Source organism: Brevibacterium sp. FME37 (assembly GCF_014897485.1).
Classification (GTDB): Bacteria; Actinomycetota; Actinomycetes; order Actinomycetales; family Brevibacteriaceae; genus Brevibacterium.
Genome location: NZ_JABUYE010000004.1, coordinates 61,305 through 81,140, shown reverse-complemented (window position 1 = coordinate 81,140; position 19,836 = coordinate 61,305). Strand labels below are relative to the sequence as shown.

Genomic DNA, 19,836 nt, shown 5'->3' with positions numbered 1-19,836 from the left:
TCACACGGACTTCGTATCCGGGTCCGCACCGTCCATCTGACCATCCCGGCTGAACCTGCGCAGCTGGGTCACATGGCCCGGGTTGAGCTCGGCGACGTTTGAGACCTGCAGCAGCTTCATCGTCCGCTCAACCTGCTCGCTGAGGATCGCGATCGTGCGATCGACGCCTTCCCTGCCACCGGCCATGAGCCCGTAGAGGTAGGCCCGGCCGATGAGTGTGAAGTCCGCACCCAGGGCCATGGCCGCGACGATGTCGGCACCATCGCGGATTCCCGTGTCGACGATGATCTCGAGGTCCTTGCCGACTTCCTTCACGACAGATGGCAACAGCTCGAAGGGAACCGGAGCGCGGTCGAGCTGTCGCCCGCCATGGTTCGAGAGCACAATGGCATCGACGCCGAGATCGGCGAGCTTCCTGGCATCGGCAACAGTCTGGACGCCCTTGATCGCCAGCTTGCCTGGCCACATCTTTCGGATCGTGGCCAAGTCGTCGAAGTCGATCGATGGGTCCATGGCCGAGTTGAGCAGCTCGCCGACCGTACCGCCGGTCTCGGACAGGGATGCGAACTGCAGCTTCTCCGTCGTCAGGAAGTCCCACCACCACCAGGGCCTGGGGATGGCGTTGAGAACTGTCTTGGGTGAGAGCTGCGGCGGGATGGAGAACCCGTTGCGACTGTCCCTGATCCGGGCGCCCGCGATCGGAGTGTCCACGGTGAAGAAGAGCGTGTCATAGCCTGCCGCAGCCGCCCGCTCGACCAGACCGTAGGAGATCTCCCGCTGGCGCATAACGTAGAGCTGGAACCAGTTGCGCCCATTCGGGTTGACCTTCTTCACGTCCTCGATCGAGGTCGTGCCCAAGGTGGACAGGGTGAATGGAATGCCTGCCGCGCCGGCAGCGGAGGCTCCGGCGGTCTCGCCTTCGGTCTGCATCAGCCGGGTGAACCCCGTGGGCGCAATGCCGAAGGGCATCGCCGAGCTGCCGCCAAGGATCTGCGTCGTCGTATCGACCTGCGAGACATCGTTGAGGATGGAGGGGTGGAACTCGATGTCCTGGAAGGCCTGCACGGAGCGCTCCATCGAGATCTCCCCCTCCGCTGCGCCGTCTGTGTAGTCGAACGCGGCTGCGGGAGTGCGTCGCTTGGCTATCTGGCGCAGATCCTCGATCGTGAACGCCGATTCAAGACGGCGTTTCCGGGAGTCGAGCTCGAACTTCTTGAACTTCATCAGCTCGAAGATCTCGGACGGATTGGGCAATTGCCTCTTGACCATGGGTGGGGTCTCTTTCTCTTCAGTTCGTATTCTTCAGGGTTCAGTCTTCAGCTCGCTGGGCCTCACGCCCCGCCGGGAACCATCCAGGACAGGACGGTCGACTGCAGGCCAACCAGCAGGCACATGACGACGAGCATGCCCAGCGACCACCAGATGACGCGGCGGAAGATCGAGGCTTCCTGGCCGAGGAGTCCGACTGCTGTAGCTGCGATGGTGAGGTTCTGCGGGCTGATCATCTTGCCCACGACTCCACCGGAGCTGTTGGCTGCCACCAGCAGAACGGGATCGATTCCGGCCTTCGTCGCGGCAGTCTGCTGCAGCGTCGCGAAAAGTGCGTTGGCACTGGTGTCAGAACCGGTCACTGCTGTGCCGAGCCAGCCGAGGATTGGTGAGAGGAAGGCGAACAGCGCCCCGGTTCCAGCGATCCAGGTGCCGATTGTGATCGTCTGTCCTGACAGATTCATGACGTAGGCCAGTGCCAGGACAAGTCCGACGGTGAGAATGGAGAATCGCATTTTGGCGACATTGTCGACGAAGACCTGGACTGCGTCCTTGGCGGTCATCTTGTACACGATGGCGACGATTATGCCTGAGGCCAGCAGCATCGTGCCCGGTGATGACAACCATTGGAAGTTGTAGACCGTGCTCGTCGACAGCTCCCCTGCGGCGGTCATGATGTTCCCGTCCAGTCCCGGCCAAGGAATTTTGACATCGGTGCTGGCCAGCCACTTGTCGATGACTGGGATCAGCTTGGCACCGGAGAAGATGACGATGACGATGAGGTAGGGAAAGAGCGCCATGAACACGCGCTTACCGGTCAGAGGTGCCGCCTTCGTGTCCACGGAGGTTGCCACGGCAGCGGCTGCTCCACCGGCATCAGGCGCGCTGGCCTTCTCCCGACTGCGTTCGTCGGCCATCTTATCCAGGGCGTCCTGGCCGCCGACGGGCTTCCAGAACTGGAGCATGATCACTGCAGCGGCAAGGCCCATGAGCGAGGCGATGATGTCGGTCATTTCGACCGAGAGATAGTTCGCGGAGACGAACTGTGCTGCTCCGAACACGATCCCGACGACCAGAGCAAGTGGCCACAGCTGACGCAGTCCTCGCTTGCCGTCAACGAGGAAGATGAGGAACAGCGGCACGACGGCAGCCAGCAATGGAGTCTGGTGACCGACCATGGCTCCGATCTCCTTGTAGTCGATCCCGGTGAGGTTGCCGGCGGTGATGATCGGGATGGCGATCGCACCGAAGGCGACCGGAGCGGTGTTGGCCACCAGCACGACGACTGCTGCACGCATGGCGGTGAAGCCGACTGCGATGAGCATGACACCGGTGATGGCAACCGGGGCACCGAATCCGGCCAGGGCTTCGAGCAGTCCGCCGAAGCAGAAGGCGACCAGGATCGCCTGCACGCGAGGATCATCGGAGATGACGTTGATGACCAACCTGAGGTCTTCGAAGTGTCCCGACTTCACCGTCAGTTCGTAGAGCCAGATGGCGGTGATGACGATCCACATGATCGGAAACAGCCCGAAGGCGAATCCCTGGCTGGCTGAGAGGCCAGCCAGCCCGACCGGCATGCCGTAGACGAAGATGGCAACGATCAGGGCGACGATGACTGCCGCCAGGCCGGCCCAGTGGGCTTTCCATTTCAAGAACCCGAGGGTGACGAAGATGGTCAGCAGCGGCAGCAGCGCAACCAGCGATGACCACAGGAGGCTGTCTGCAAGTGGGGCGATTTCAGGAGTGTACATATTTTCTCCTGCACGGCCGGTGCTCGACTACAGCGTCTGCGTCTCGACGTTGAACGCGCCCGAACATGCATATTCGATGGGTTTCAGTATGTCCTTTGTGTGGTCAGACCACTAAAGTGAGTGTAGGACCGAATGTGATCCAGGTCAAGGTTCTGCCCCCGATGAGGCAGGGTCCCACTCATGGGATGATGGCGAGGTGCGAAAAGTGAGTACTCATGACCAGTGAATCAGTCAGCAAGGACGACGACACCGCCGCAGGTCACACCGTCAATGCGCCTCAGGGACCGAGCTGGAAGCCGGTTGCCCGATCGAGCACCCACGAGCTCGTCATCAATGCGATCGAGGAGCAGATCACCTCCGGGTCCCTCACCGTCGGCGATCCGCTCCCCTCGGAACGTGAGCTGGCCGCCAAACTTCAGGTCAGTCGCGCGGCGGTGCGTGAGGCGCTGCGCGTCATGGAGTCCCTCGGCGTCGTCGTGTCGAACGTCGGCTCCGGCAAGTCGGCCGGCACCTTCATCGCCTCCATGCCCAAGGAGGCCCTGACTCGGTTCCTGCGCCTGCATGTGGCCCTGGCGAACTTCAGCATCGAGGAGGCCATCGAAACGCGCATCCAACTCGAGCGCTCAAGCATCGCCCTGGCGACCGGACGGGTCCACGACGACGCCTTGGCCGGCATGAATGCCTCGCTGGCGATCATGGACACACCGGGCGTGAGCTTGGAGACCTTCAATGATGCCGATACCGCCTTCCATGTGGCCATCGCCCATGCCTCGGAGAATCAGCTGCTCTCAGATCTCACGGAGGCCATCCGCGGCTCTCTGCGTCGGCCCATCCTCGATGCCTTCCACGAGGTCGAGAATCCGCGCGCTCTGATGGCGCAGCTGCAGGAGGAACATCATGCGATCATGCAGGCGATCGTCGACCGCGACACCGATCACGCGGTGCAGCTGACCGAAGACCATATCCGATCAGCCACCGCCGCCCTGCCGCGCCTGACGCAGAGCCGGCAGGAGCGCGGATGAGCGCGGGGCCGGCAGGAGCGCGGATGGGCGCGGGCGTCAGCCGGTCACACCGGTGACTTCGTTGCTGGCGTGGGGCAGTTCGGCGCTCTTCTCAACTTCGCCGGTGGCCAGATCCACGATGTGAAGCTGACTCTTGTCAGGTTCGGAGACGTAGGCCTTCTCCCCCTGCACGAAGAGCGTCGGCCGGGGCTGCTGCCAGTCGACAGGTTCCTTCCATGCTTCGGTGACCGGGTGTGAGTCGGTGATCGTGCCGGACTCCGGGTCGATGACGTTGAGCTTGCCGTCGGTGCCGAGCACAAGTGCCTCACCCTCGGGTCCGCGGGCCAGGGAACGGAAGCTGTACGAGGAGTCGAGGTCGACGAGTTTCATCGTCCCGGTCTCCGTGTTCGTCAGGGTGACCTTCTCCGGACGTTCGAGTTCGGCATCCTCGTCGACCTTGTAGTCGCCGAGCACGACCGGCGAGTCATCAGATCCTGCCTGATTGCCGATCCGACCATAGCTGTCCGGGGAGTCGACCTTCGTGAACTTCCCGTCCTTGTAGTAGAGGATTCCATCCTCACAGCCGACGGCGATCGCCTCGTCCTGGGCAGCGGCCTCCCCGTGGACGCCCGGGCAGTCCTCATTGCGGGCGATCTCATTTCCTTCGGCATCAACGACCTTCGCCCCCGAGCGCTCCTCCTCGTTGCCGATGGTGTGCAGGACGTTGCCGTTCTCCAACTGCACTGCCACACCGTGGTGTGCCTCTTCTGCTTCTTTGACCTCGGGTTCGGGTGTGCCGTCACCGAAGGCATTGGTGTCGAAGATCTGCATCCGTCCGTCGCCGTCGCCGAAGAGCACCGTCGAACCACCGTGGCGCACGACGTGACCTGGGGTATCGGTTTCGTAGACCTTGTCGGTGAGTTCAGGCGATCCGGCGAAGCTGTGGGTATGGTCGCCGTGCTCTTCGGTCCAGACTCCGGCGTCGAAGAGCTGGAATCCGCTGGCCACCGAGACCATGACGTGCCGTCCGTCGCCGACTGGATTCACTCGGTTGAAGCCCTCGAGCTTCGTGTCGTCGATGACCTCGAGCGTCCTCGCGTCCAGAGTGAGGATGCCGCCGTCATAGGTGGTGATCAGCCGTGGCTGCGTCTCCTCGACCTGTTCGGCGTCCGAGGTTTCCGCTGTGTCTGCCTGCTCGCCGCTGTCGGGGTCGGCCTCCGCGCCGGTGCCGCCGCATCCGCTCAGCAGGAGGGCGGTGACGGCCGCGCTCGCAGCCAGTGGGGCAATCAGGGTTCGTTGTGTTCTCATTCTTCTCTCTTCCCTATTTCCATGATGGCGTGTCCGTGATCTGTGGTGGTGCGAGGCTGTGTGCCTCGCGGAGAAGCGCTCGTCAGCGGGGCACGAGTCCGTCTGCGATGGCCTGCGCGTTGGTTCGCTGCATGTCGATGTAGGTTCCGGCCTCCCCGTCGGGTTCGGTCAGCGATTCCGAGAACAGCGCTGTCACTTCGACATCGAGGTCGACTTCATCAGACAGTGCCTCGGCGAGCTTCTGCGGCTGCGAGGAGTCCGCGAAGATCGTGGGCACGCCGGCATCCTCGACCGTGCGGGCAAGCTCTTCGAGATCGGCTGCCGAAGGTGAGGCCAGTGTGGTTCCGCTTGGCAGCACCGCCCCGATGACCTCGAAGTCGAAGCGCTTCGCGAAGTAGCCGAACACGTGATGGTTCGTCACGAGCTTCCGGTTCTCGGCAGGGATCGACTCGGCGATCTCTTCGATTTCGGCATCGAGGTCGTCAAGCTGCCCCCGATACGAGGTCACGGACGGTTCGATCGCCTCGGCGAGGTCATCACCGACCTCCTCCCCCAGCGCCGAGGTGATGACATCGACGGCGGCGACCATCCGCGCGGGATCGGTCCAGAAGTGCGGGTCGGGCGTCCCCGCACTGCCGCCCGAGGTGTACTCAAGGGGATCGATGTGCTCACCGACCTCAAGGACGCGCACCCCTTCGCTGCGCGCGTTGTCGAGGTTCGCCGACAACCCCTCTTCAAGCCCCAGTCCGTTGCCGATGATGAGATCGGCATCCTCCATTGCTCCGGCTTCCTTCGCCGAGATGCCGAAGGAATGCGGATCGGAGTTCGGCTTCATCAGCACCGTGACCGCCGCGTGGTCTCCGACGAGGCTGTGCACGACATCGCCGAGGATGTTCGTCGTCACCACGATCGACGGCTCATCGTGTCCTTCCGCGCAGGCGGTCAGTGATCCGAGCGTGGCCAGCGTGAGCGCCACTGCTGCGAGGTGGTGCCGTCGTGTGCCCATCACCGCCCCGTCACCGCCAGGCTTGCGGGTGCCCCGCCGAGGTCGAAGCTGCGCGCCTCACGCAGGCCATCGGCCGGGTCGAGTTCGAGCACTGTTCCCGAGGCAGGGTCGCTGACATAGGTGCGTTCGCTGTCCACGGCCACCGAGGGTCCGGCTCCGTGGCCCTGACTCTTCGCGTCGAAGGGTGCGATGAGCTTCTTCTTCGTCAGCACCTTCCCGGTCTCTGGGTCCAGCGAATAGATGGTCCCGTCTTCGTCCAGGGCCACGACCACGGAATCGTCGGGGGCGATGCCGGCGGAGACCACCTCGGCGTCGGTGTCGGCGAACGTCCACTCGTCCGTCGTCGCATCGAGGATCCCGATTCCACCATCATCGAAGGGGGTCGCGGCGAGGTCTCGTCCGACCTCCACGGACCACGTGCGCTCATCGGTGTCCTCGGGGTAGGGCAGCACCTCGGCGTCGAAGTCCTCATCGACCCTGATCACGCCGTCGGCGCAGGCGAAGACCAGCCCGTCGCGAGTGACTCCGGCTCCGTGGATCTCCTCGCATGTCGCATCGATCGGCGAGGCCTGACCCTTGTCGTCGTACACGGTGAGTTCGGAAGGCAGATCATCGGCCTTGTCCCCTGGAAGCGTGGACACGAAGTGATCCTCGAAGGGGACCGTCACTCCGTGGTGGGCACCCGGTTTCACGGTGCCGAGCTGAGTGAGTTCACCATCGCCGAGGGCGCTCCGGTCATAGATCTTCGCCCGGCCCTCGCCGTCGAAGAAGAAGGCGACCTCGGTCGGGGTCGAGACGACGTGCGCGGGGTCGGCCCCGTCGACCTGACCGATGGTCTTCGCCTCGGCCTTGTAGTAGTGCCTGTGATCGCCGTGGTCGACCGTCCACGCCCCCGTGTCGACGGCTGCGACCGTTCCGGCTTCACCATCGCCGAGGTAGAGGTACCGGGAATCTGCCCCCGCCAGGGTCGTCGATGGTGAGCCTTCGACCTTCTCCACGACATCCTCGGTGAGCAGGTCGATGACCGAGACCGCGCCGGTCTTCGCATCACTGACGGCCAGCCGCAGCTGCGGCTCGTCGGCCTCCTCTGCCCCTTCGACATATCCGTGGGGCGCCGTCGATTGACTGGGGCTGTTGGCCCCGCTGTCCGCTTGTTGGCCCTGGCACCCGGTCAGGGCGAGCAGTGCGATCAGTGCCGCGCTCGGTGCGGCGAATGCAGTTGTCCTCGTCATGAGATCTTTCTATTGATAATGGTTCTCATTGTGTTGAAAGTATTGTAGCGCACTTTTCACCCGCCTCGCGACGAGCACCGCGAAGAAGATGAGGACGGTGAGCAGCGCAATGGTCGCGCCGGCAGACGTCTGGGCATACCAGCTCACGAGCAGCCCGAAGAAGCACGAGAACACACCGATCACCGAGGCCGCTGCCATGATTGCCCCGACGCGGTCGAACAGGAGGCAGGCCGTGGCCGGGGGTCCAATGAGGAGTCCGAAGACGAGGAGAGTGCCGACGACCTGGAACGATGCGACAACCGCCAGGGCTGTGAGCATGAGCATCGCGATATGAGCCCAACCGGGCCGCATACCCAGAGTTGCGGCTTTTCGCTCATCGAAGGCGAGCGCGAGGAACGGCCTGTGCAACAGAATGCAGGCCAGCACTCCGAGGCAGGCTGCGACTGTGAGGATGATCAGGTCCTGGCCGCGGACCCCGAGCACGTCACCGAACAGGAAGCCCGTGAGGTCGACGGCGAATGATTGGGAGTGGGACACGATGACCACGCCGATGGCCAGCATTCCGACGAAGAGCAGTCCGATGCCGACGTCTTGGGACAGCTTCGACTCGCGCGATACCCAGGTGATCCCGGCCGCCATCACCAGCGCACTGGCCGCCGCGCCGATCATGAGCTGACCGCCGAGGAGCGCCGCGATTGCGACTCCCGGCAGCATCCCGTGCGACATCGCATCCCCGAAGAAGGCCAGGCCGCGCAGGACGACCCAGGTGCCGATGCACCCACAAAGCACGGCAGCGAGCACACCGGCAATGAGGGCACGGAGAACGAAGGACACCTCGAAGGGCGCGAACAGGAATTCCATTCGATGATGATAACCATTATTGTTAGAGCGTGGACAATCCGATCACCCTCACCAACCTCAGCGCTCACTATGGTGCCCATCTCGCTCTCGACCAGATCACCCTGGCCGCGCCCCTGGGCCGAGTCACGGCACTCGTCGGCGCCAACGGCTCAGGCAAGTCAACGGTGCTCATGGCACTGGCAGGCCTGCTCAGACCGACACAGGGATCGATATCCGGCCTGCCGTCCACTGTGGCCTTCGTGCCACAGCGCAGTTCTGCTCCGGACCACCTTCCGATCACCGTCAGACAGGTCGTGGCCATGGGCAGATGGAGCGCACGGGGCCTCTTCGCCCGCCACAGCAGTGATGATCAGCGGATCGTCGACGACTGCCTCGCTCAGCTGCACATCGACGACCTCGCCTCGCGTCGCCTCGGGTCACTTTCCGGGGGTCAGCGCCAGCGTGCCCTGGTGGCGCAAGGTCTGGCACAACGCGCGGACCTGCTGCTCCTCGATGAACCTCTGGCCGGAATCGATGCCCGCGCGGCCGAGGACATCACCCTGGCCATCGACTCCGAGCGCAGCCGCGGCGCCACAATCGTCATGGCCACGCACGAGCGCACCCAGGCAGCTCGGGCCGACCACGTCGTCCATCTGCGCCAGGGTGCGCTCGCGTTTCGGTGAGCACTCGCCAGAACTCGATCACCAGAACTCCCGCGGCAGTGAACCGTCGCCGCACGGAACCTCACTCATCTACGGGACGGGCGGCCACCTCGGCGGTCTCTTCATCGATTCTGTGCTGATCGGCCTCATGCTTAGCCGCAGCCTTCGCCTCTTTGTGTTCCGCCCGGCGCTCCTTGCGCCGCTCGACGAGGAGGTAGAGGGCGGGCACGAGGATCAGGGTCAGCACGGTCGAGGAGGTGAGGCCGCCGATGACGACGATCGCCAGCGGCTGGGAGATGAAGACTCCCCCGCCGGTGAGTCCCAGTGACATGGGCACGAGGGCGAAGACCGTGGCGGCGGCAGTCATCAGGATCGGGCGCAGTCGCAGTCGGGTGCCGTGGATGATCGCGTCCCATAGTCCCATCCCGTGCTCGCGCAGCTTGTTGACGAGGTCGATGAGCACGATCGCGTTGGTCACCACGATGCCGATGAGCATGAGGAGGCCGATGAGCGAGGGGATGCCCAGCGGTGTGCCGGTCAGCAGCAACAGCAGCACGGCACCGGTCGCGGCGAACGGAATCGACACGAGCAGGATGAGCGGCTGGACGAAGCTGCGGAAGGTCGCGATCATGACGAGGAAGACCAGCGCGATCGCCACGAGCATGGCCCATCCGAGCTGGGCGAAGGAGTCGGCCTGCTCCTGGCTTGCACCTCCGACGTCGAAGCTCACGCCATCGGGCAGATCCATGCTCGAGGTCAGTTCCTGTGCCTTCGCGGAGACCGGGTTGAGCTGTCCTTCGGCAGGGGTGGCGAACACTGTGACCTGACGGTTTCCGTCCTCCCGGGTGACGGTGGCTGGGGTTTCGGTCTCGTCGACGCTGGCGATCTCATCGACCGTGATCGGGTCGCCCTTGATGTCGGGGATCGCCGCCTGTTCGTCGGCGAGGTCCTGCTCCTCGGCCTGGCTCTCCTCCTGCTCGCGCTGGCTGTCGACGAGGTCGTCGATGGCGTCGTTGGCCTCGTTCAGGCCCTTCTCTGCCTGTTCGACGCCTTCTTCTGCCTGTTCCACCTGGTCGGCTGCCATGTCGCCGGGGCTCGGAGCCGGCGGTGGATTCTGGGCATCTCGCAGAGCCTTCCGTGCTTCTTCGAGCTGATCGGCGGCGTTGTCTCGGGCCTCCCGGGCCGAGTCAAGCTGGTCGGCTGATTCCTCTTCGGCCTTAGCCTTGGCTTCCTCGGCCCTGCGGTCGGTCTTCTCCTCAACGGCATCGGTCGCGTCTTCCTGGGCATTCTGCGTCTGCACCTCGGTGACCGGAAGCTCCAAAGCTCGGATCTCGTCTGGAGTCGCATCGGGGTGGGTCGGGGCGAGGAAGATATCTCGCTCCTTGCCCTCCAGCGTCAGAGTTCCGGCTTCACTTCCGTGCAGGGCTGCCGCAATGGCCTGCCCCACCTCTGCCTGGCTGTAGCCGTAGTCCGCGGCCTTCTCCCGGTTCACATCGACGTGGATGATCGGCTGATCGGAGGCGAGGTCATTGCGGGCGTTCGTCACGCCCTCGGTCTCACTCATCTTCTTCGTCACGGAATCGGCGGCCTCGCCCAGCGCTGACAGATCAGAGCCGGAGAGTTTGATCTCCACGTCCTCATTTGCACTGCCTGAAGCGTCTTGGAGATCGATCTCGCCGACATCGTCGCCAAGTCCGTCGATCTGGTTCGACAGCCGGTTCGTTGCGACCTCCGCTTCGGAATCGTCCTTCAGGGTGATGTTGAAGGAGTTCTCGGAACCGGTTTCGGGTCCGTTGACGGTCGTCGAGTAGGTGTCGACGTCCGGGTCGGAGGCGAGAACGTCTTCGATCTTCTTCGCCGCCTCATCACTGGCCTCGAGCGAGGCTCCGGCTGGCAGAGTCTGCGCGATGTAGAGAGAGTTCTGCCCTGCGGCCCCGAGGAGGTCAGTCTTGAGGAAGCTGGCCATCATCATCGTCACGGCGAAGATCGCCACGGAGATGACGATCGTGCGCCATGGGTGTCGAAGTGCGGCCAGGATAGCCGGCAGGCTTCGCTGCTGCAGACGGTCGACCCTGTCCGAGGCCTCACCGTCACCGGGCATCGGCGTCACCGGAGCATCGGCAGTCGCCGCCGGGAGCAGCGTCTTGCCCTTGGCACCGCGTTTGGCATTCTTCCTGTCGATCCTCGACTGTCGTTTCTCAGCGCGCTTGATGCCCTTCTCCCGATGTTTTCGGGCCCATGCCTCATAGCTTGCGTCGGTGGCAGCCTGGCGCTTCGGCGACAGGGGCTTCGGGCTCTTCCGCAGGACCCAGTAGCTGAAGACCGGAACGATCGTCAGCGCGACAAGGAGCGAACCGAGCAGAGCCAGTGTCACGGTCACGGAGAATGGTCGGAACAGCTGTCCGGCGATGCCGTCGACGAAGGCGATGGGCAGGAACACGGCCACAGTGGTCAGGGTCGAGGCCGTGATGGCTCCGGCCACCTGCTTGACAGAGGCGACGATGTCATCGACCGTCAGGTCGCTCGTACCCTGCCGTCTGCGGATGTTCTCGATGACGACGATGGAATCGTCGACGACACGGCCGACGGCGATGGTCAGGGCTCCCAGGGTCAAGATGTTCAAGGTGTATTCGCCGACCATGAGACCGATCATCGCGATCAGCAGCGACATCGGGATCGAGATCGCGGCGACCACGGTGGATCGGAAGGAGCCGAGGAAGGCCAGGATCACGAGGATCGCAAAGAACAGTCCCAGCCCGCCTTCGACCGACAGGTCATGGATCGACTTCTCGATCTCGGGAGCCTGGTCGAAGATCGTGGAGAAGGAAATGTCGTCGCCGAGTTCGGGTCCCATCTTCTCGAGGACCTCATTGACTCCGTGGGAGACCTCAACGACGTTGTCGTCCTGGCCCTTGGTCACCGACACCGTCACGGCATCCTTGCCATCGGCGCGCGAGTACGAGGTCTTATCCACGGAGTCGAGTTCGACATCGGCGACGTCGCCTAGCAGGACCGTACCGTCAGCGGTGCGCAGCGGGGTCTTCTCGATCTCCTTGACGGCGTCCAGTTCGGTACCGACCTCCACAGACAGTGATTTGCTCCCCTGTGCGCTCTGACCTGCGGGCACGACGCTTCCGGCGGCTGTGAGTTCGTCCGGCACCGAGGTGGTGACGACGTTCTTATCGTTGACGTCGTCGGGACGGAAGCTGATGTTGACTCGCTGCTCGTTCTGCCCGGCCACGTCGACGCTGGATACGCCCGCGACGCTTTGGAGCTCGGGGACGAGTTCAGTCTCAACGAGATCGCCGAGCTTCTGCGAGTCCTCTCCCCCGGAGACGGCGAACATGACCACCGGAACGTCGTCGATCTGCTGGGAGAGCACCTCCGCCTCGGCGCCGTCGGGAAGGTCTGCCTTCGCAGAGTCGACGGCGGAGCGCACAGAGTCCGTCATCTCCTCGGCATCCTTGCCGAAGGGCCAGGTGACGTTGGCCGACATCGATCCCGCCGAGGAGGTTGTGCTCACCGTCTCGAGGTCTCCGACCCCTTCGAGCGCGGTTTCGATCGGTTTGGTCACCGATTCCTCGACGACCTCGGGTGAGGCTCCCGGAACCGTGACCTGCACCGAGGTGCCTGGCAGCTCGACCGAGGGCATCGTCTCCTGGTTGAGCGAGGTGGTCGCAATGACGCCGAAAACGGCGATCACAAGGGTGAGCAGGCCGACGATGAGGCGGTTCTTCAGACTCATCCTGGTGATCAGGGACACGGGTTCCTCCGGGTTTTGGGCATGCGGGAGCTGCGGATGGGTGTTCAAGTGATTCTGTGGGGCGGTGTGTCGGGGATGGTCCGGGCGAGGGTGGAACGAGTTCAGTCTTTCAGGCCGGGCTGGTCGACGCGTCCCCCGAAAGTTGTCTTCTTTCTCCCCCAAAAGGCTGAGTGAGGCATGGGAGATCGGTCATGATTCGATCATATGAGCGCCGTGGGCTGCGGGCGCGGGTGTTTTCCTCCGTCTTGGATTCCGGAAACACCACTGACGGGTCTCGGCGCAGATCGGCGCCTCACTGCTCTCAGCTGTGCAGGCGTACGTAGTGGCGGAGTCGCTCCACTCCGTTCGCGCCTCCGTCGTTGCGCAACGCGGCCTTCAGCCTCGCCCTGACAGCCCCTTCGTCGAAGGACTCGCCGATGACGACCAGCGCACTGTCCCAGCGCTCCTTCTGCGGTGCGGCTGTCGATTGCGGCGCAACCGCCGACACATAGACGTTCGGGCCTACCGCTTGGAGCCCATAGCGCCTGCTTCCGGCTCTGTCGTCGACAAGAATCGAGCCCTTCACCCGGTAGACCCCGGCAGGCAGGTCCTCGAGGAAGTCCAGCACGGCACCAGCATCAGCAGACCCGCCGCCAGTGATCGTCACCGACTGTGCGTGATGGTGGACGGGGGCGCTCTCACCTTCACCGTCGAAGCCCGTCTGAGCGGCCTCGGCGTAAGCCTGTCGGATGAGTTCCCGGATCGGAAGTTCCGCTTGGATGGGGTCTGCGCTTGCGCCTGCATCCCCGGTTGAACTGTCACCCGACCGTGTTCCGTCGCCGCCTCGTTCGGCCCCTGAACCGGGGTCGAAGATCAGCGCCGGGTCGAGACGGCCGTAGCTGGTGCCGACGACCAGGAGTCGCGGATTGCGCTGATGGACCCGTTCCCGGATCGCAGCGACAGCCGTGTCCCGGTCCGCGACGGGGAGCTGATCGAGCTTGTTGACAAGCACCAGGGTCGTCGCCGCGTAGCGCATCGGCGGTGCGGTTTCGGTGTCGACCGTCGCGGCATGCATGGTGGCGTCGACGACGTCGATGACCCCGCCGAGGTGGAAGCGGTGGTGGCCCATGCGGGTAACCATCCGGGCCAGTGTCAGCGGTTCGGCGAAACCGCTGGCTTCGACGATGATGGCGTCGAGACGCAGCCGTGGTTTCGCCAGTGCGGTGAGTGCGTCTTCGAGCGAAGTGTCATCATCAAGGCAGCAGATGCATCCGCCCGAGATGGAGAAGGGCTCATCGACCTGCCCGACGACGAGGCCCGCGTCGATGTTGAGGTCGCCGAAGTCATTGACGACGACCCCGATGCGCGCATCGGGATGGCGCAGCAGGTGATTGAGCAGACTGGTCTTACCCGCCCCCAAGTAGCCAGTCAGGAGGATCACCGGGACGGCTCCTGCAGACTGCTTCCTGTTCACATCTCCTCCACATCTGCCATCGGGACGCTCGTCATCCGCTAATGGTAATGTTTTTCATTAATATTGGAACATATCAACGTATGCGCATATGCTCACAGGACCAACTGCGCTGCAGCGTCGGAGGCACAAGGACATGACGGCTGAAGAGCCCAAGAAGACCCGCAGTACGGCTCAGAAGGCCGTGATCCGCTCCGCCCTCGAGAGCGAGAAGCGCTTCGTCTCCGCCCAACAGCTGCATCGGACGCTTGAGGATCAGGGACACACAGTGGGGCTGGCCACCGTCTACCGACAGCTCAACTCCCTGAGCGAGTCCGGGCACGCCGACTCCATCACCATTGCCGAGAAACAGCTGTTCCGCGCCTGCACCCAGGATGAACATCACCACCACCTGGTGTGCGAGAACTGCGGCAAAGCCGTTGAGGTGGAACCGCCCAGCGAGGACTGGATCACCACCACGGCACAATCACATGGATTCGAAGTCACTCGACATGTGTTCGAGATCTTCGGTCTCTGCGCTGAGTGCGCCGCCCTGGCCAAGAACCGGTAGCGGTCGCCAGCGATGAACCGGTTGCAATCGCCAGCGAAGAACCAGTTGCAGTCGTCGGCGGACAGCATCGGCGAACCTACGTCGCCGTTGTGCTCCACGCCGGAAATTCGTCGGGGTAGCCCGCCCACTCCATCGGCCCGGCCTCCAGCTCCGCATCGCTGAGGGCGGCCTCGTCGAGGACCTGCCGCAGCCGGAGCTCGTCGAGTCCGGTGCCGATGAACGCCAGGTCCTGACCGAACGCGAGAAGCTCGGCCCCAGCGCCGGGGCTGTCGTCGAACGCCAATGGTGACAGCGTGAATATGCGGCCGACCTGATCCCACTGAGCGGTGATGTGCGGACGTGTGGCCAATCGTGCAAATCCGGCCGAGCGCAGAATGTGTCCGCAGTGCCCCTGAAACAGGCATGCCTTCAGCGCGTGATTCAGGCGACCTGGGTGGAAGGGGCGATACTGCTCGTACCGAATGGCTTCGACCACGCAGGATTGCCGTTGCGGTGGAAATTCTTGGTTGAGGATCGCCACCCAGCCGGCATCCGGCGGCCGCTGCGCGTAGGTCCTCCCGGCACGACCGAGCACTTCGAAACCGTCGCGACCACCGAGACCGTCGCGACCGTGCCGGCTGCAGGGATTCGCGACGAGTCTCTGCTCAGCACTTGGGGCTAGATGGCTGAGCAGCGAGGCAGCCCGCTCGAGCGCCTTCGGCTGGAGCGAGCTTCCGTTTACAACTGCGATCGTCGAAGCGAATTCGATCTGAGCGACGAGCAGCTCAGCCTTCGAGGCGATGACGCCTCCGTCCCTCGCATCACTCGCCAGGGGGACTCTGATGAGCTCCTCAGAGTCAAGATCAGCAAGCATACATCCCACGTCGAGGACGCAGACGAGGTCGAGGAGAGTCGTCCCCGCGTCCGGAGCCGTGAGGGAGCCGACGATCTCCACCACCGGTACCTCCAGTGGGTATTCCAGGACGACGCCGGGAACGTGGATCGCCTTGCGCATCAGATTGACTGCCCTGTCGACGGCTTCGAGTCCTTGACCCGTCTGCTCGGCAGGGACGAAGACGAATCCCCGGACTTCCGCTATGCTCCGGGCGCACCTGCCCCTCTCCTGCGCACACGCGCCAGTCACCGCAATCACATCGACATCGGCATCACTTGACTCTGGCATTGGCATCCTTCCCTCAAAGAATCTATTGTTAAACCTAACAATACTCATTCTCATTAAGGAGATCAGTCATGAAGGTTCGCAGATCTCTGCGCTCGATCAAGAAGCAGCCGGGTTCACAGGTCGTGCGCAGACGCGGCCGCGTCTATGTCATCAACAAGCTCAATCCCAGATTCAAGGCACGTCAGGGCTGATCCGAGCTCAGCGCGAACGCCTGGGGCCGCCCGCACTGCCGTGCGTGAAGATCTCGGGGTTGAGCTCAACGAGCTTTCGGGTGTGGCGAATATGCAGGGCCATCATCGCCTCCGCGGATTCGACATCGCCATCGATCACGGCCCGAAGGATCATGCGGTGCTCGGCGAAGATGTCCTCCCGCCGGGAACGTCGGGTGATTCCGTCCGGAGCCAGCAGCTGCCTGCGGTAATAGTGGGTGAGATTCCACAGGTGCTCGACAGTGTCGTGGAGCCTGATCGTCGTCGGGCCTGCCATCAGTGCCCGATGGAAATCATGGTCACACTCAAGGAAGTCACCACTCGACGTCGCCGCCTCCACCCGCTGGGCACTGGCTTCGAACTCGGCAAAGGAATCTGCAGTGTGAGTGGGCATCGCCATCCCCAGCAGCAGCGGCTCCAGCCGTTCCCGCATCAGGTAGATCTCCCGGCATTCGTCAAGATTAAGCGTTGACACCCACGCTCCAGTCGATGCCACCAGGGTGACCAGTCCAGAGGATTCGAGGATGTGCAGGGTCTCCCTGATCGGCAGCCTGCTCACGCCGAATTCCTCGGCGATCTCCTCCTGCCTGATCCTGGTTCCAGGGACGAGAACTCCCTTGATGATCCGCGACCTCAGCTCGGCCGCGATTCTGGCGCTGGCCGCCTGATCGTGTGTCACAGTTCGCATCCCTTTCATACTTTCGCCCTCTGCCGTGAAGCATAGTCGCCCACACGCTGCGAGACGGCGGATCCCAAGGTCCGCAATGATCATCGACTCGAGACACTCCGCGCCGATTGCAATCAAACTGCAATCTGGGCCCATTTGGACCAAAGGCACCTGAACTGCGGAACTGCTGCCTGGGAATTCTGAGCATAATTGGATCCAATCTGGCAACTGGGCATTCAGCGATGACAGATATTAATGGGCTCTATAGCGAAGCCTGTTTCGGCATTGGATCCATTCGACGCGATATCTTGTCGTTGTTCGAAAGCCTGACTATCGACCCAGGTCACATGCGGTATATATGCGCGCCCCCGAGGGCCGGAAATCACTATCAACGTGATTGACATCACCCACTCCAGGAGAGAAACTTCAAAAGTTGAAAGCTATTTACACAATTGAAAGGGCAATGATGTCCACAATCATTCCCCCGGCGTCCGGACGACCAACGAAGGTCGAAGTCCGGGCCGATAAGGGCCTCAAGAGAGACATCGGAAAAATCGGTCTCCTATTCACCGGCGTCGGTTCGATCATCGGCTCCGGTTGGCTCTTCGGCGCGTTCAACGCCTCCGTGATGGTCGGTCCGGCATCACTCATCTCCTGGGCGCTCGGCGCCGTCATGATGATCTTCGTGGCGCTGAACTATGCGGAGCTCGGCGTGATGTTCCCCGTCGCCGGTGGCGTCATTCGCTTCCCCCACTTCTCCTTCGGCTCATTCGCCAGCTTCACCAGCGGGTGGATCACCTGGCTGTCTGTGGCGGCGACCGTGCCCATCGAGGTCATGGCCGCCGTTCAGTACGCGTCGAGCTACCTTCCCTGGCTGATGCACACCGTCGATGACGTCGCCGTCCTCACAGGCCCGGGCATTGCGGTGAGCATTGCTCTGATGCTGGTCTTCAGCTTCATCAATCTCTACGGAGTCCAGCTCTTCGCTCGGTTCAACAACGTCCTCGTGTGGTGGAAGCTCGCCGTCATCCTGCTGGTCATCGTCGTGTTCTTCGCTCTCTCGTTCAACCCCGGTCACTTCGCGAGCCAGCAGTTCGGCGGATTCGCACCCAACGGAATCGGACCGATCTTCGCAGCCCTGCCTGCTGCCGGCATCGTCTTCTCCTACCTCGGTTTCCGTCAAGGCGTCGAGTTCGCCGGTGAGACGACGAACCCGCAGAAGAATGTCCCCTTCGCAGTCATCGGATCGATCCTCGTCACCGGCGTCATCTACATCGCACTGCAGGCGGCCTTCATCGGCGCACTGCCCTCGGACCTCCTCGACGGTGGTTGGGCGAAACTGGCCTTCACCAACGATGCGGGTCCTCTGGCTGAGATCTCCCTGCTGCTGGGCGCCGTATGGCTGGCAGTCATCCTCTACGGTGATGCGATCGTCTCCCCCGCTGACACCGGCCTGATCTACACCGCGCTGGCTCCTCGCCTGTCCTATTCACAGGCGAAGGTCGGCAACGCCCCACGCGCCCTGGCCAAGCTCAACAAGCACGGCGTCCCCTGGATCTCACTGCTCGTCGTCTTCATCGTCTCCTGCATCATGTTCCTGCCCTTCCCCTCATGGGCGAAACTGGTCGGATTCATCACCTCCGGCACCGTACTCTCATTCGCCACGGGCCCGGTGGTCGTCGCCGCGCTGCGGCGTCAGCTGCCTGAGCAGGAACGTCCGTTCAAACTGCCTGGCAACGACGTGCTGCCCATCATCGGCTTCATCTGCGCGAACCTCATCGTCTACTGGACAGGATGGGAAACGAACTGGAAGCTCTTCCTCGCCGTCGCCATCGGTTACGTCGTCATGATCCTCCACCACATCTTCGCCAAGGACAAGGCTCGCCTGCCGGACCTGAAGATGCGCTCCGGCTGGTGGATGATCCTGTGGATGGTCGGCCTGGTCCTCCTCAGCCTCATCGGCCATTACGGCGGTGGACTCGACATCATGGGCTTCGTCTGGGGTGAGATCGTCACGGTGATCTTCTCGGTCATCGTCTTCTACGTCGGCATCAGCTGCCGACTGACCCCTGAGGAGTCGGTCGAAGCCATCGAGCAGACTCAGCGCGTCGACGACTGAGTTCGTATGTCCTGAGTTCGTACTGCCTGATCTGTTCTCGAAGCTGCCTCGACGCTCCAATGCGCCGAGGCAGCTTCGTCGTTGAAGGAACCAGATTCAGCTGTCCTTGTCGTTGAGGGTACGGATGCGATCGAAGTCGGCCACTGTGTCAAAGTCAGCAACGATACCCGGATCCACGTCAACGAGAATGGGATTGAGCCCGGTGAACAGCCACTTCACCGCACCGTTAGTGGGATCGCCGATGGCTTCCAAGCGCGCGAGCAGCAGCTGCGTCGGCCATGCGGCGCAGAGGAACTGGATCTTGCCCCGGTCATCAGTTCCCGCCGACGGAGAGCCTGTCCGCCTACATGCTTCAATCAGACCGCCGAGGTGGCCGGCCGTGATCATGGGCATGTCCGCGGCCAGCACCAGGGTCACATCCGCAGGTCCGGCTGAGGCGGCGCCTCGAACGGCAGCACACGCCGCTGCGATCCCGGCCAAAGGACCGGCGAAAGCGGGTTCCTCCCGAACAGACTGCACGGATTCCTGCTCCGTGGCAGACAGCCCATCAATCGGTCCGGCCACACACACCTCGGCGTCGGGATCGGTCATGCGCACTGCGCGGAGGATGCGGGAGATCACCGTGATCCCGCCCAACTCGACTGCGGGTTTGTGGACGCCGCCGAAGCGGTTCGAACGGCCGCCGCTGAGTATGATCGCACGGATAGACATGCCCCGATCCTACGCGGGAGGACATCGTCGACAACGAGATTCGCACGACATTGCCGACGCAGGTGAGCAATACTGTGAAGCATCACCAGTTCATTGCGGACTGCATCCAGCGGGAGCATCGTCGACCCCGACG

The 19,836-nt window shown here is 63.1% G+C and carries 16 protein-coding genes; 5 read left to right on the top strand and 11 right to left on the bottom strand.

Going from position 1 to position 19,836, the window contains the following annotated elements:
• Together INT29_RS06430 and INT29_RS06425 are read right to left on the bottom strand one after the other, a co-directional pair.
• Positions 1–1,269, bottom strand: coding sequence for an alpha-hydroxy acid oxidase (locus INT29_RS06430; RefSeq protein ID WP_096159858.1), 1,269 nt, complete (start codon positions 1,267–1,269; stop codon positions 1–3).
• A 62-nt stretch (positions 1,270–1,331) separates the two neighbouring features.
• Entirely contained in the window at positions 1,332–3,023 is a 1,692-nt protein-coding gene (locus tag INT29_RS06425) for an L-lactate permease (RefSeq protein WP_096159860.1), read from the bottom strand.
• Between the two features lie 215 nt (positions 3,024–3,238).
• Between INT29_RS06425 and INT29_RS06420 the strand changes: the two genes are divergently transcribed.
• Entirely contained in the window at positions 3,239–4,045 is an 807-nt protein-coding gene (locus INT29_RS06420; RefSeq protein WP_096159862.1) for a FadR/GntR family transcriptional regulator, read from the top strand.
• Positions 4,046–4,081: 36 nt separating this feature from the next.
• Here the strand turns inward: INT29_RS06420 and aztD are convergent, their stop codons facing one another.
• From aztD to aztB, 4 genes are all read right to left on the bottom strand, one after another.
• The gene (gene aztD, locus INT29_RS06415; protein ID WP_193071149.1) at positions 4,082–5,332 is read right to left on the bottom strand and encodes a zinc metallochaperone AztD; all 1,251 of its coding nucleotides are present in this window, start codon (positions 5,330–5,332) and stop codon (positions 4,082–4,084) included.
• An 82-nt stretch (positions 5,333–5,414) separates the two neighbouring features.
• Positions 5,415–6,338, bottom strand: a complete 924-nt coding sequence (gene aztC / locus INT29_RS06410) for a zinc ABC transporter substrate-binding protein AztC (protein ID WP_193071148.1) — start codon at positions 6,336–6,338, stop codon at positions 5,415–5,417.
• Complete coding sequence (locus INT29_RS06405; protein ID WP_193071147.1) at positions 6,338–7,570, bottom strand: PQQ-binding-like beta-propeller repeat protein; 1,233 nt, start codon at positions 7,568–7,570, stop codon at positions 6,338–6,340. The genes aztC and INT29_RS06405 overlap by 1 nt, the downstream gene beginning before the upstream one ends.
• A 9-nt stretch (positions 7,571–7,579) precedes the next feature.
• Positions 7,580–8,431, bottom strand: a complete 852-nt coding sequence (aztB, locus tag INT29_RS06400; RefSeq protein ID WP_193071146.1) for a zinc ABC transporter permease AztB — start codon at positions 8,429–8,431, stop codon at positions 7,580–7,582.
• A gap of 29 nt (positions 8,432–8,460) precedes the next feature.
• Here aztB and aztA point away from each other — a divergent pair, with 29 nt between their 5' ends.
• The gene (gene aztA, locus INT29_RS06395; RefSeq protein ID WP_193071145.1) at positions 8,461–9,093 is read left to right on the top strand and encodes a zinc ABC transporter ATP-binding protein AztA; all 633 of its coding nucleotides are present in this window, start codon (positions 8,461–8,463) and stop codon (positions 9,091–9,093) included.
• 61 nt (positions 9,094–9,154) lie between these two features.
• On the opposite strand, the gene INT29_RS06390 is transcribed toward aztA, so the two are convergent.
• Both INT29_RS06390 and INT29_RS06385 read right to left on the bottom strand, forming a co-directional pair.
• Positions 9,155–12,835, bottom strand: coding sequence for an efflux RND transporter permease subunit (locus INT29_RS06390; protein ID WP_319020852.1), 3,681 nt, complete (start codon positions 12,833–12,835; stop codon positions 9,155–9,157).
• Positions 12,836–13,136: 301 nt separating this feature from the next.
• Positions 13,137–14,288, bottom strand: a complete 1,152-nt coding sequence (locus INT29_RS06385) for a CobW family GTP-binding protein (protein WP_193071144.1) — start codon at positions 14,286–14,288, stop codon at positions 13,137–13,139.
• A gap of 133 nt (positions 14,289–14,421) precedes the next feature.
• On the opposite strand from INT29_RS06385, the gene INT29_RS06380 reads away from it, so the two are divergent.
• Positions 14,422–14,835, top strand: a complete 414-nt coding sequence (locus INT29_RS06380; RefSeq protein ID WP_180959050.1) for a Fur family transcriptional regulator — start codon at positions 14,422–14,424, stop codon at positions 14,833–14,835.
• Positions 14,836–14,911: 76 nt separating this feature from the next.
• Here INT29_RS06380 and INT29_RS06375 read toward each other — a convergent pair whose 3' ends face one another.
• A complete protein-coding gene (locus INT29_RS06375; RefSeq protein ID WP_193071143.1) occupies positions 14,912–15,997 on the bottom strand; it encodes a GTP-binding protein in 1,086 nt (361 codons plus the stop codon).
• Positions 15,998–16,065: 68 nt separating this feature from the next.
• Here INT29_RS06375 and ykgO point away from each other — a divergent pair, with 68 nt between their 5' ends.
• A complete protein-coding gene (ykgO, locus tag INT29_RS06370) occupies positions 16,066–16,188 on the top strand; it encodes a type B 50S ribosomal protein L36 (RefSeq protein ID WP_096162004.1) in 123 nt (40 codons plus the stop codon).
• 7 nt (positions 16,189–16,195) lie between these two features.
• Here the strand turns inward: ykgO and INT29_RS06365 are convergent, their stop codons facing one another.
• Positions 16,196–16,894, bottom strand: coding sequence for a GntR family transcriptional regulator (locus INT29_RS06365; protein WP_180959047.1), 699 nt, complete (start codon positions 16,892–16,894; stop codon positions 16,196–16,198).
• 442 nt (positions 16,895–17,336) lie between these two features.
• Here INT29_RS06365 and INT29_RS06360 point away from each other — a divergent pair, with 442 nt between their 5' ends.
• On the top strand, positions 17,337–18,992 hold the full coding sequence (locus INT29_RS06360; protein WP_219618911.1) for an APC family permease: 1,656 nt from the start codon (positions 17,337–17,339) through the stop codon (positions 18,990–18,992).
• A 96-nt stretch (positions 18,993–19,088) separates the two neighbouring features.
• Here INT29_RS06360 and INT29_RS06355 read toward each other — a convergent pair whose 3' ends face one another.
• Positions 19,089–19,703 carry a molybdenum cofactor guanylyltransferase gene (locus INT29_RS06355; RefSeq protein WP_193071142.1) on the bottom strand — a complete coding sequence of 205 codons (615 nt, stop codon included), beginning with the start codon at positions 19,701–19,703 and terminating at the stop codon, positions 19,089–19,091.
• Between the last annotated feature and the right edge of the window lie 133 nt (positions 19,704–19,836).